The 13,242-nt window shown below is 39.3% G+C and carries 11 protein-coding genes; 2 read left to right on the top strand and 9 right to left on the bottom strand.

Annotated elements, in window-relative coordinates:
* The first annotated feature begins 172 nt into the window (after nucleotides 1–172).
* Entirely contained in the window at nucleotides 173–1,624 is a 1,452-nt protein-coding gene (locus H7T93_RS05610; RefSeq protein WP_021143762.1) for an alpha-amylase, read from the top strand.
* Nucleotides 1,625–1,655: 31 nt separating this feature from the next.
* Here the strand turns inward: H7T93_RS05610 and folP are convergent, their stop codons facing one another.
* From folP to H7T93_RS05565, 9 genes are all read right to left on the bottom strand, one after another.
* The gene (folP, locus tag H7T93_RS05605; protein WP_014634879.1) at nucleotides 1,656–2,456 is read right to left on the bottom strand and encodes a dihydropteroate synthase; all 801 of its coding nucleotides are present in this window, start codon (nucleotides 2,454–2,456) and stop codon (nucleotides 1,656–1,658) included.
* Between the two features lie 8 nt (nucleotides 2,457–2,464).
* Nucleotides 2,465–3,028: a GTP cyclohydrolase I FolE gene (gene folE, locus H7T93_RS05600; RefSeq protein ID WP_002884345.1), complete on the bottom strand. Its 564-nt coding sequence runs from the start codon at nucleotides 3,026–3,028 to the stop codon at nucleotides 2,465–2,467.
* A gap of 145 nt (nucleotides 3,029–3,173) precedes the next feature.
* The gene (locus tag H7T93_RS05595; RefSeq protein ID WP_004183113.1) at nucleotides 3,174–5,018 is read right to left on the bottom strand and encodes an APC family permease; all 1,845 of its coding nucleotides are present in this window, start codon (nucleotides 5,016–5,018) and stop codon (nucleotides 3,174–3,176) included.
* Between the two features lie 66 nt (nucleotides 5,019–5,084).
* Nucleotides 5,085–6,347: a bifunctional folylpolyglutamate synthase/dihydrofolate synthase gene (locus tag H7T93_RS05590; protein ID WP_070476700.1), complete on the bottom strand. Its 1,263-nt coding sequence runs from the start codon at nucleotides 6,345–6,347 to the stop codon at nucleotides 5,085–5,087.
* Between the two features lie 161 nt (nucleotides 6,348–6,508).
* Entirely contained in the window at nucleotides 6,509–6,757 is a 249-nt protein-coding gene (locus tag H7T93_RS05585; protein WP_002884680.1) for a KH domain-containing protein, read from the bottom strand.
* 11 nt (nucleotides 6,758–6,768) lie between these two features.
* A complete protein-coding gene (gene rpsP / locus H7T93_RS05580) occupies nucleotides 6,769–7,041 on the bottom strand; it encodes a 30S ribosomal protein S16 (protein WP_002884675.1) in 273 nt (90 codons plus the stop codon).
* 162 nt (nucleotides 7,042–7,203) lie between these two features.
* Entirely contained in the window at nucleotides 7,204–8,583 is a 1,380-nt protein-coding gene (locus H7T93_RS05575; protein WP_037602849.1) for a hypothetical protein, read from the bottom strand.
* Nucleotides 8,584–8,694: 111 nt separating this feature from the next.
* Nucleotides 8,695–9,873, bottom strand: a complete 1,179-nt coding sequence (locus H7T93_RS05570; RefSeq protein WP_002884300.1) for a sensor histidine kinase — start codon at nucleotides 9,871–9,873, stop codon at nucleotides 8,695–8,697.
* A 310-nt stretch (nucleotides 9,874–10,183) separates the two neighbouring features.
* On the bottom strand, nucleotides 10,184–10,921 hold the full coding sequence (locus tag H7T93_RS05565) for a LytR/AlgR family response regulator transcription factor (RefSeq protein WP_201041672.1): 738 nt from the start codon (nucleotides 10,919–10,921) through the stop codon (nucleotides 10,184–10,186).
* Nucleotides 10,922–11,134: 213 nt separating this feature from the next.
* Here H7T93_RS05565 and H7T93_RS05560 point away from each other — a divergent pair, with 213 nt between their 5' ends.
* Nucleotides 11,135–12,463: a matrixin family metalloprotease gene (locus H7T93_RS05560; protein WP_201041671.1), complete on the top strand. Its 1,329-nt coding sequence runs from the start codon at nucleotides 11,135–11,137 to the stop codon at nucleotides 12,461–12,463.
* Nucleotides 12,464–13,242 lie beyond the last annotated feature (779 nt).

The following is a 13,242-nucleotide window of genomic DNA, read 5'->3' as shown; positions in this document are numbered from 1 at the left end:
GTTGAAAAGTTGGTCTCTAATTAGTATGATATTTTAGACAGATCTGAAGTTATTGTGTTTACGCTTATGCAATCGGTTGCATAATTCTTCTGATTTGGTAAAATATAGGCACAGGAGTTAAAAAGACTCCTGATTACAAGCAAGACTATCTCAACTAATAAGGAAAAAAACTATGACTAATCAAACCGCAATGCAATACTTTGAATGGTATCTCCCAAGTGACGGACAACACTGGAACAATTTGGCTGAAGATGCCCAACATTTAGCAGACCTAGGCATCAGCCACGTTTGGATGCCACCTGCTTTTAAAGCTACCAACAAAGATGACGTTGGTTACGGAGTCTATGACCTCTTTGACCTTGGAGAATTCGACCAAAAAGGAACTGTCCGCACCAAATACGGCCTTAAAGAAGAGTATCTCAATGCTATCAACCAACTCAAAGAAGTTGGTATCGTACCTATGGCCGACGTTGTGCTTAACCACAAGGCCGCAGCTGATAAACTCGAGACCTTCGAAGTGGTCGAAGTTGACCCAGAGGACCGTACCCAAGAAATCAGCGAACCATTTGAAATAGAAGGCTGGACACACTTCACCTTTGACGGACGCAATAAGGCCTACAACGATTTTGAATGGCACTGGTACCACTTTAACGGAACTGACTTCGATGCTAAACGTAATAAAAGTGGTATCTATCTTATCCAAGGTGACAACAAAGGTTGGGCAGACAACGACTTGGTTGACAATGAGAATGGTAACTTTGACTACCTTATGTATGCTAACCTAGACTATAAACACCCTGAAGTTATCGAAAACATTTATGAATGGGCAGATTGGTTCGTTGAAACAACAGGCGTTCAAGGCTTCCGCATGGATGCTATTAAGCACATTGATTCTTTCTTTATGCGTAATTTTATTCGCGATGTCAAAGAAAAACAAGGTCAAGACTTCTATGTCTTTGGTGAATTTTGGAATGGTAACGAAGATGATAACAATACCTATCTTGAAAAGATTGAAAAACGTTTTGACCTCGTTGATGTTCCCCTTCACAACAATCTACACAACGCTAGCACAGCTGGAGCTGATTATGATTTAACAACAATTTTCGATCATTCTTTGGTCAAAAATCATCCTGAACATGCCGTGACCTTCGTAGACAACCACGACACTCAACGCGGACAAGCTCTAGAATCTACTGTTGAAGAATGGTTTAAACCAGCTGCTTATGCTCTCATTCTTCTCCGTGAAGACGGTCTTCCTTGCCTATTTTATGGTGACTACTATGGAATCGAAGGTGAATTTGCTCAAGAAAATTTCCAAGAAACCCTAGATACCTTGCTCTACGCTCGTAAAGACCTAGCTTACGGAGAGCAAACAGACTACTTTGATAATCCAAACTGTATTGGATGGACACGCTCTGGCAACGAAGATGGCGCTCCATTAGCTGTAACAATCTCTAATGATGCTGCTAACAGCAAGTCTATGGAAATTGGTAGTGATTGGGCTGGACAAACCTTCTATGACATTCTTGGAAACTGCTCTGATACTGTAACCATTGACGAAGACGGATGGGGAGACTTCCCAGTTTCTGAAAAATCTGTCAGCGTTTGGACAATTCAAGACTAAGAAAAAAAGCTCAATCGAGCTTTTTTTAGTATCATAAAATCCCTGAAATGGTCTTAACAATATCACGATTGGCATCAACATTATGCACACGGACAATCTGACAGCCCTTGCTAACAGCATAGCCAGATAGAGCAGCCGTTCCCTGATCACGGTCCTTAGCTTGGGTATTTCCACCTAGTAGGTAGTCCACAACACGCTTACGAGAAATCCCAAAAAGAACAGGATAGCCCAAGGCAACGACCTTGTCCAAACCTTTTAGCAGGTCAATATTGTGTTGGACATTTTTCGCAAAGCCAAAGCCTGGATCAATCCAGATATTGTCCTTGGCCACACCTGCTTCCAAGGCGGCCTGGGCTCGTTGACTGAGGAATGTACAGACATCTTCTGTGACATCATTGTATACTTCTTCTTTTTGATTATGCATGAGAATAATCGGCACATTCTTTTCAGCTGCTAAAGCTAGCATCTGACCATCATAGAGTCCAGCCCAGACGTCATTTAGAATATCTGCCCCTGCTTCAAGAGCAGCTCTGGCAGTAGCTGTCTTATAGGTATCAATACTGATGAGCACATCATATTTTGCCTTGATAGCCTGAATAACTGGCACGATACGAGCAATCTCTTCTTCCTCGGTCACAAATTCTGCTCCTGGTCTTGTAGATTCGCCACCTACATCGATAATGGCAGCTCCCTGGGCAATCATACGCTCAACCTGAGCCAACGCATCCTCTACAGTGTCAAAATCGCCACCATCTGAGAAAGAATCAGGGGTGACATTCAAGATTCCCATAATACAGGCCTTACCTGCAATCTCATGTTTGCCAATAAACATCTTAACTCCTAAAAATCACGCATCAATGAAAGAATTTCCTTGCGTTCTTCACGGTCTTCTTTATAAAGGCCCTTAGCGACAGTTGTGATTGTCTTACTTCCTGGTTTCTTAATGCCTCGCATGGTCATGCACATGTGCTCTGCTTCAACCATGACAAAAACTCCTCGAGGATTCAGAGCTTCTTCAAGTGCTGTAGCAACTTGATCTGTAAGACGTTCTTGCAACTGTGGACGACGAGCAGCTACTTCAACCGCACGCGCTAATTTGGAAAGTCCTGTCACCTTGTCTCCACTTGGCAAATAAGCCACGTGGGCCTTACCATAAAATGGAACCAAATGGTGCTCACACATAGAGTAAAAAGGAATATCCTTGACAAGGACAACTTCGTCATGGACTTCTGAAAAGACAGCTGTAAATTGATCCTTAGGGTCTTCATTTAGACCTGAAAACATTTCAGCATACATCTTAGCCACACGTTTTGGTGTGTCCAAAAGTCCCTCACGCTCAGGATTTTCACCTAGAGCTTCCAATAGTTGATAGACTGCTTGTTCTACTTTTTCTTGATTTGCCATAATTTCCTCTTGCAACGTTATAATACTATCTATTATACCTTATTTTGCTGGATTTTTCTTGCAAAAAATAAGATTTCCTAGCTACCTAAATCTCAAAAAAAGCGAAGACCACCTTTCATATAGAGGATATCTTCGCTTATATTTTTTAGTCTTTCAAGTGGTAAGAATAAGATGAAACCACAATATTCTCACGCCATTTGAGATAATATTTCAATCGTAAACTCATTTGGTTGTGAAGCATGGTTTGCCATGATTTTTTAGGTACAAACTGAGGAATCATGACTGTCAGAGTCGCATTATCCTTCTCAGCTTGAGTGGCGACCTCGTCCACATACTGAATGGTTGACTGAGTGATTGAGCTGTACGGTGATTGGATATGAACCATCTCAATTTCAGGGAAATATTTTTTAAACTCTTGTTCAGTTTCCTTGTCCTTGTTCTCAGTATCCTTAGTAGATACATGCATGGCGATAACCTTGTCACCAATAGAACGCGCATAGGAAATAGCTCCGATATTAGCCTTGGTAACATTCCCAACGAGGATAAGAACAATATTTCCTTGATAATGGTGTTCTTCTACCGCTCCATCAATACGCAACTGTTGAGCAACACCATTATAGTGTTTTTTAATCTTAAGGAACATCCACATCAAGATTGCAATAATTGGGAAGAATGGCCAGATATCTCCTAAACGGAAAAGGAAGAGAATGAGAACAATAGCATAACAAATGAGAGCCCCCAAGATATTAGCTAAAGAATGTTTCCAGAATCCCTTACCATATTCACGAATCCAATGGATAACCATCCCCGTTTGAGAAAGAGCAAATGGAATGAATACACCGATGGTATAAAGCGGAATCAACCGTTCCGTATTTCCTCGGAAAATAAACAAAAGGGTAATGGCACCAATTGCAAGTGTCAAGATCCCATTAGAGTATCCCATACGTGCCCCTTTTTCAAGGTACATATGAGGCATGTATTTATTTTTCGCCATATTAAAGGACAACATCGGAAAGGCTGAAAAACCTGTGTTAGCCGCTACTGCAAGAATCATGGCAGTAGAGAATTGGAAAACGTAAAATAGAATACTACCAATCCATGACTGACCGAGAATTTCTCTAGCCATTTGTGACAAGATAGTTACTCCTGCATGAGGCGTAATACCAGTCCACCAGTTGAGGAAGGTGATTCCCGCAAACATAGCCCCCAAAATGCTAGACATAATAAAGAGGGTTGAAGCTGCATTTTTGGCCTTAGGTTTCTTAAAGAAAGGCACCGCATTAGAGATAGCTTCTACCCCTGTCAATGAGGCAGAACCTGAAGTAAAGGCCCTTAAAATAAGAATCAATGATACACCTGTAATTGGTTGTCCTAAATGTGCTGTGGCTGCGTAAGGCATATGACCCGTTAAAATTTGAAAGAAACCAAATCCCAACAAGAAGAGCGTCGAAACAATGAAGAGATAAACTGGTATCATCAAAGATTTTGCCGATTCACGCATTCCCCTAAGGTTCATAACCATCAAAACAAGCACCAAAATCATTGATATTTCAAGATTGAAAGGATGCAGGAAGGGAAGGGCTGAAGTAATGGCATCTGCACCTGAGGCCACTGAAACAGCAACCGTCAACATGTAATCGACCAAAAGACTACCACCAGCTATCAAGCCAAACTTAGGAGACAGATTTTCCGTCGTTACCATATAGGCGCCACCACCTTGAGGATAGGCTTTGATAACCTGTCTATAAGAGATGGTAAGACTGGCCAAAAGAACGAGAACCAAAAGTCCAATAGGGATTGACCACCAAATAGCCGCACTAGATACAGCTGTCAGAACCAAAACGACTTGCTCTGGACCATAGGCGATAGATGATAGCGCATCACTCGACAACATGGCCAAGGCCTGAATCTTGGACAATAAGTGTTCATCACCACTATCATCATGAGTTAAAGGTTCACCGATTAAAATGTTTTTCAGACGTTGAAACATTGTGATCTCCTTACTTTTAAAACATACGAGGGCTATTATACGCCCCTAAATGTCATCTTTCAAGTCTTAACCATCACTTGCCTGCTCTAAAACCCATTTTCTGACCTGAGAAATGAAGTATAGAGATCCCGTAATCACATAAAGTTTCTTATTGTCAGTCGTCACATGTCCTTTAATCCATGTTTTGAAGTCTGGTACCTGATTATAAGCCTCTGGGTATTTATCTAATTTAACACTATTTGGATAGTCAAAACTCGTTACAGTCAAGTCACCAACCGATTTTAGTTGGGCAAGCATGCCATCAATAGGCTTGGTGTCAATCGCCGCAAAGAGAAGTTCAATCTCCTTATCTGCATATTCTGATTGCAACAAGTCAATCAAAACTTTAACACTCTCATTATTATGAGCACCATCAATCATGAGATTAGGTCTTAAAAATTCTGTTCGACCTCGCCAATTGGCATGAGCCAGTGCATCCTTTATGAGTTCAGGCGTTACTTTAGGATAATCTTTTTGAAGCAATAAAGAAGCCATGATAGCCAAGCTAGCATTTGCTACTTGGTGTTGACCGGCCATAGCCAAGGCTATATCATCTAACCTTTGCTCTCCATAGGTAAAATCAAAGGAAAGGCTTGACCCTTCAGCTGTGAAATCTCTCCCCAGCTCATAGGTCTTAGAACCTTCTTCTCGCGCCTTCTTCTCGAAAACATCTCGAACATCAGTACGGTCAGTCGCATAAATAAAGGGAGCCTCATTCTTCAAAACACCAGCCTTCTCAGCAGCAATTTCAGCATGGGTATTTCCCAAAATAGCCTGATGATCCAAACCAATCGATGGACACAGGACTGCCAAGGGCTTAAAGAGATTAGTCGAATCATGAAGACCACCCATTCCAGCTTCAATGAATGCGATATCAACAGGATGGACCTGACCAAAATAGAGGAACATCAAAACTGTGATAATTTCAAACTCTGTCGCATTTTCATGCTCTGTCTCTTTTGGCAGCCGTTCAACCACAGGCTTCACTCGATTAACCAGGTCAAGTAAGTCCTCTTCTGAAATCATCTGACCGTTAAGAGAAATTCGTTCCTTGAAGTCAATAATATAGGGTGAAGTAAAGGTTCCAACCTCATAACCCGCTTGGGTGAAAATGGTTTGGAGGGCATTGACTGTAGACCCTTTGCCGTTTGTTCCCACGATATGCACAGCCTTGAGATTATCTTGTGGATTTCCCAACTCTTTAAGCATCCAAGCCATACGCTCCAAGCCAGGCTTGATGCCAAATTTTAATTGTCCATGAATCCAATCCAACGCTTCCTGATAAGTCATAATTACTCCTTTTTTGGCTAATGCTTCAACTTAGTCATTAAGCTGACCTCTAAACTAGATTTCTAGTTTTTCCCTGAGCTTAATGCTTTGACGCTCTTATTATACCAAAGACTCCTAGGTATAACCAAAATATGCAAAAAAGGCAACCCTAGGGTCACCTCTTAAGCTTTCTCTTTTTCGTCAATAACAAGACGAACTTTTTTACCTTGAGTAGGTACCGAATAGACAATCGCTCTTATCGCCGTAATAGTACGTCCTTTTTTCCCGATAACGCGCCCAATATCGGCTGGGGCAAGGTCAAGATGGTACTCCAAAAACTCAGGACCGTCAATAATTTTGATGGTCAACTGATCTGGTGAAGCAATTAAAGGTTTAACGATAGCGATAATAAGATTTTCAATGGTATCCATAGGCTAAAAAATTATTTTGAGAATTTTGATTCGTGGAATTTCTTCATAACGCCTTCTTTTGAAAGGATGTTACGAACTGTATCTGAAGGTTGTGCACCTTTAGACAACCACTCAAGAACACGTTCTTCTTTAAGTGTTACTTGGTTTTCTTCAACGAGTGGGTTGTAAGTACCAACTGTTTCGATGAAACGTCCATCACGTGGAGCACGTGAATCTGCAACGTTAATACGGTAGAAAGGTTTTTTCTTAGAACCCATACGAGTCAAACGGATTTTTACTGCCATTTTTAATATCTCTTTTCTTTAGTTTTTTATTATGGTGGGGGCACTTATCGCCCCTCGACCTTAACTAGTATACCATATCATTTTTATGTGTCAAGAAAAAAACTTGACAGACTTAAAATTTCTACAAAAAAAGTTAGAGTCAAACTCTAACTTCCTTTTCGACTATTTCTTAGTTGTAGTCTTGTGATTTTTTTCATAAGCTACCTTTGCTTCAGCATATTCAGCTTCTAAACCCTTAGCAGCTGCCTTCGACACTTTCTCGTAAGTATCACGACTGGTCAACTTGCCATCCTCGTTGTAGGTAGAAACAACCAAGGTATCTTTATTTACAGTATAAGACTTGGTGCGTTTCCCTTTACGGTAGAGTCGATAGTTATCTACATTATCCGAAATATAGTAATCTACTAGATTCTTATCTGCATTTGGATAAAGTTGCGAGACAACTTTAGTCAACTCACGCTTAAATTCTGAAACTTCTTTAGTATAGGTAATCGATTTATTCCACTGATCAACAACTTGATATTCCTTCAAATAATCTGAAGCTGTAAAAGTAGGCTGATCCTCCTCACCTTTTTTATAAAAGTAAGAATGTGTTTGTAAATTATTAGACTGATCAACTTTAAGGAAAGAGACGTAAATTTCATCTTTATCTTCATGTTCTTTCAGAGCATTGGTTAACTTTCCAGAATTTTCGTCCAATACCTTAGACGATTTTAATTCCCAAGTCCCCTCAATGTTCCCCGAAGCATTACGCCAAAAACCGTATACACCACCAACAAGCAACATCAAAACAACAGCAACAAGACTAGAAATCAAGGCTCCTTTGCCCCAATTTTTGGCCTTTTGCGATTTTTGATTAGCGTTTTGAATCGTTTCTAGAAGACGAACCTGACTTTCCAATCTCTTTTCTAGTCTGGCAACTGTCTGTTCTTCCTTAGATTTAGCTTTAGCAGCTAATTTTTCAGCCTTTTTCTTATCACGAGTAGCTTGACGAGCAAGCTTCTTAGCTGCTTTTTCTTCCTTATGATCAAGTTTTGTCAAATCCTCAGACAATCCAAGATGCTGTGCTTGGTTACTGAAAACTGGAATAGATTGATTAGGCTCACTCGAGGTATTAACAGAATGATTTCCTGCATCTGGACGGGTTGGCGCATAGCTTGCCAAACGCTCCTTAGCCTCTGCGACGCGTTTGCGTTGTTCCTCTTCTTTTTGAATATCCTCAGCCTGACGGCCCGACTGAATGGTTCTTACTTGACCAACAGTCTCTTGAGATAGGGCCTTTCTCTTTTCTTGGGCCGCATTTGCCATAGCCTCTTGCGCGTTGTCACGCTCTTTCTGAGACTGGGCTAGTGCTCTGGCAGTTGCGGTTCCTTCTTCAAACTGTTGGTCAGCTGATGATTCTCCTTGATCAGCTACTTGGTGAGCCTCTGCACCTTCAGAGAGAACAAACTCTCCTCGTTCCAAGGCTTCTTTAAAGTCGATTGGTCTTGGTTTTCGGCCATTCACAGCCTCAAAGTACTCTAACCATTCGTCTTTCAACATAATAAATCCCCCTGAATTAAAAAACACATGATTAACTTCCCTATTTTACCATACTTTTTAACATAAAAATAGGGATTAATAAGAATTCTAAAAATTCTTATTAAATCCCCATTAATCTTCTTTTGGTGTAATAGACAATAATTGGACAAAACGGTGTTGTGCTGATTCCGTTTCAAGCGTGACATTATCGTATCTAAAGAGAATCTCTTCGATATTTGCCAAGCCCAATCCACGACCTGTTCCTTTTGTTGAAAATCCTCTTTGTTTCAAAGGAGCTACATCAATAGAAGCTTCCTTAGTTGAATTCTCAACAACAATAACTGATTGATTTTCCATCTTAAAGATAGCGATAGATAATTTTGGTTCATCTGCTAATACAGTAGCTTCTATAGCATTATCACAAAGAATGGATATAATTGTAATCAAGTCGAGTGGACGCATATCTGTGAAGAAGACGCCCTCTTCAACCTCAACATGACATTGAATACCTTTATCAAAAGCTTCGGCTACTTTAGATGACAACAGACTCTTAAGCGGCATGTTGGTCACACGAGTTAATTTTGCCAAATCAAACTTTTGCTGCTTCAAATCTGATGCCGAATCTTTCAAGACACTATCATAAATCATCTTGATTTGGTCGATGTCTTTCATCTGAATGGCTTCATTAAGCGAAATCATAACATTAGTATAGTCGTGACGGAAACTGCGTAACGTTTCGTAAAGACTTTCGACTTGTTCAGAATACTTCTCTAGGTCATCCAAGTGACGACGATTTTCTTTTCTTCGCTCATTTTCAAAGTACTCATCTGCGTATCTATTGACACTGTAAACAGCATAAAGAATCGCTATATAGCCAATCAAGGTTATAATATGGCCAGCATAGTACAAATCAAAGAAACGCGAAGCCACAACTACGGAATAGTTCATAATCACATAACTAATCAAAACAAAGTTAGTGAAAAACATTATCCGACCAAATTTGCGATCTCGCTCCAAAACCCTCAAATATTTAAAATCAATATTAAGAAGTTTGGAAAGAGCGACAAATGTTGGAATAATTAAAAGGTCAAAGAAAATGAAATAAAGATAACTTTTATTAAGGAAATCCGATGTGATACCAAATCCCGGCATCAAAAAGTAGGCATAACCATTAAAAATCAAAAGATAAAGAACAAGAGGATAGAAGGCATAAAATGCCAACATATTGGTGGTTCTTTCCTTGCCATAGAAATATGCATAAAAAAGAAGGTAGAACGGTGTCATAAAGGACAAACCGACATTATATGACATCCCCAGTATCCCCCCTATACATTCAACTAAGAACGCAATAGGAAGAATCATACGTGGTATCTTGACCAAGCTGGTCTTTTCGTAAATCCACTGTATGACGATGAAATGCAAAAGATATTCTAATGCAATTTGCAAATTGAGCATCATTTAATGGTTAGCCACCTCCTTCTAGTAATCTTAAATAAGCAGTAAAAAGCCACATTACTATTTTATCACACTTCCTGCTATTATATGAGATAAAATTAAATAATTATCTCGATTTTCAGAAAACTTTCAATAATGATTAGAGAAGAAGGGGAAAATCTGAGCCTTAACGATTTTTCAATCGTTCCAAAAGTTCTTTTTTACGTGTCCGCGATAGGAGGCAGGACTCGTCTCCCTCAAAGAAGACCATATTAGCCGTACGATCCACACTTGTCACATTACTCACATTGACAACAAAAGAGCGATGCGTTTGGAAGAAAATATCATCCAATTTCGCTACTTCTGCAATTTTTCCATAGAATTCTACTAGGTTTGACTTGGTGTGAGCGATCAACTTATGTGGCACAGGGGCTGTTTCAATGTATAAAATGTCATCATAAGGAATGTTAACATCATTTTTATCCGTTTTTACCGTCAGACTCTGTGCCTTGGTTTCTTGCTCAACCTGCGAATACGCAAAATCTAAAAGTTCTACCAAGGCTCTCTTAAGATCTGTATCTTCCATAGACTTATCAACAAAGTCCAAAGCTTGAATCTTATAACGGAAGGTCAAGGGCATAAACTCAGAGTAGGCTGTAACAAAAGCGATTTGTGCTTTCAAATCCTCCTTACGGATTTCAAGCCCAATATCTAGTCCCTGCTTCGTTTGATTTTTAAGGTCAATATCCAAAAGATAAACCATGGATTTACCCGAACCTCTATCAGCATCTAACAAGTCCTGACCCTGCTCATAAAAGGTAATCCCATCAACAACGGCCTTCGACTCCTCAACTGCTTCGTCCAATAAACGGCTAACACGATGACGCTGCAAGGCATCATCTTCAAGGACGATAATAGAAAGCATCTTATTTCCCTCTTTCTTTCTAATATACTTTAATATACCTATTTAACATTTTATCATAATTAATCGGATATTATTCCTTTTTTTACAGCATAAAGTCTTTTTAACTCACCTCATTTCATTTATAAAACAATTGTTATCTACTTGTCACTTTGTCTTCATTTTTAGATGTTATCATGAGAACTGTTTTTGTTTTATATTAAAAAGGAGAAAGTTATGTTACGTTCTTTTAAAACGCAAGGGACTAAGACAAAGACCATCTTAACCCTTGCAACTGTCGGTATCATTAGTGCTTTTCTTGTGGGAAATCCTCAGCATGCCTCTGCGGATCAAACCTATGTTTCAGATCCTAACCAGGCTATGACATTTTCTGAACTTGAAACAACTACAAATACCAATACCATCACTCAAACAGGTGTATCTAGTGAAACACCTACTACTGTGACTACTGTGTCACATACCTCTGTAGATGATCTTCATACACATGAAAATGACTATGAACAAACGCCCACAAATACTCCGACTTTTGAGGAATTGAAACAAGATAGTCAAACAGCTAGCAGTACTGTCGACAGCCAGACTGGTAGCAAAACCTATGGGACTAGAATTCCGACAAATACAGATAGCAATCATAAGGCTGTAGAAAATCACTCTGAACCAAAGACCGAAACTGTCGCTCAAGCACAAACCTGGTCAAAAGATGGTGCTACATGGGTATCAACAGAAATTAATAATGGTAACGTTCATAAGATTCTATCTACTTATATTCCAAAACCATTAACACCTTCTACAAAGCCCACGACAACAGCTACAACAAAACCTAAACAATCAACTCCTGCTGTTAGTCAACCTAAAAAACCAGCCACAGTCGCTAACAAACCTACAACACCGGCAACTAGTCAACCTAAGAAACCTGCGACTGTTGTAAACAAGCCAGCAACTCCTACAACGACACAGCCTAAGAAGCCAACAACGACTGTAACTAAACCCACAAATCCAGGAGCCACTCCTATCCAACCTGCTAAACCAGTGGATCGAGTGACTCAAGTCTGGCAAAAAAATAATGTGCTCGTTAAGGATAACTATGCTACACCACACTGGTCAAGTAAGGAAGCGACAGTTTTCATCAATGCTAAAAATCCACAAATCGTGAGTGCCTACAAAGAAGCTATCACCTCTTGGAACAAGACTGGAGCCTTTAACTTCTTGCTCACTAACGATAAACAAAAAGCTAACATCATTGCTGATGAACGTTATGAAGGTAATGTAGCAGCTCCTCTTGGAATTACCTACTCTACTTATTACCTCCCAAGTAAACAGTATAGTAATGCTACTGTATACCTGAATACTTTCCACGTCCAAAACAATTATTACCAAAAGAATGGTGGGAAACTTCTTAACACTGCCCAGCATGAACTGGGACATTCAATCGGACTGGATCACAACAGTGCCGTTGCTTCTGTAATGGAGCCTAAAGGTGGAAAAACAAGCATCCAACCTGTTGATATTAACAACGTTAAGAAACTCTATAGCAAAATTGTCTAAGACAATACATTATCACTACTATTCAAGCAGGACTGGATGGTTCTGCTTTTTTAAATAAAGAGAGATGACCATTCGCGACTAGAAAATGACTGTTCATGATTTTTTCTTACATTTTTAAACAAATTGTAAAGTTTTTTGGATTTTTTTTGGTAAAATAGAAAATGTAAAGAGAGACCGGATGAGTCGTAAAGCTCAACTTTTTGTTAGTTTTAACTCATTATTCTCATAAACAGAATAAAAAATAGTCTAGGAACCCTTCTTAACATTTATACCTATCTTCCCCAAACACTTTTCCCCCATTCCTAGATTTCCAGATCTCTCCTAATAAAGAACGTCTAGCTAAAGCAGCTAGGCGTTTTTTAGTGTTCCTATGGCTTGTAACTTTATTTCCTATCATAGTCAATTTGCAACCACTCATGAAATTTATTTGGAATTTACCATTCAAGACTAGAAAATGACTGTTCATGATTTTTTCTTACACATTTTTTAAATATGTAAGTTATCTATCATTTTTTTTGGTACAATAGATAATGTAAAGAGAGACCTAATGAGTTATAGATAAATGTTTTATCATTTAAAACTTATTGTTCTCATAAACATTTTCTAAATAGTCTAGGAACCCTTCTTAGCATTTATACCTATCTTCCCCAAACACTTTTCCCCATTCCTAGATTATCAGATCTCTCATAAGAAAAGCGTCTAGCTCACTGAACTGCACCCCAAAAGTTAGACAGAAAAAATCTAACTTTTGGGGTGTTTTTATTATGAAATTGACTTAT

This window comes from Streptococcus sp. 9.1, assembly GCF_016648815.1.
Lineage (GTDB): Bacteria > Bacillota > Bacilli > Lactobacillales > Streptococcaceae > Streptococcus > Streptococcus salivarius_E.
Note: the sequence above shows the minus strand (reverse complement) of the source record. Positions and strands in the feature narration are given on the sequence as shown.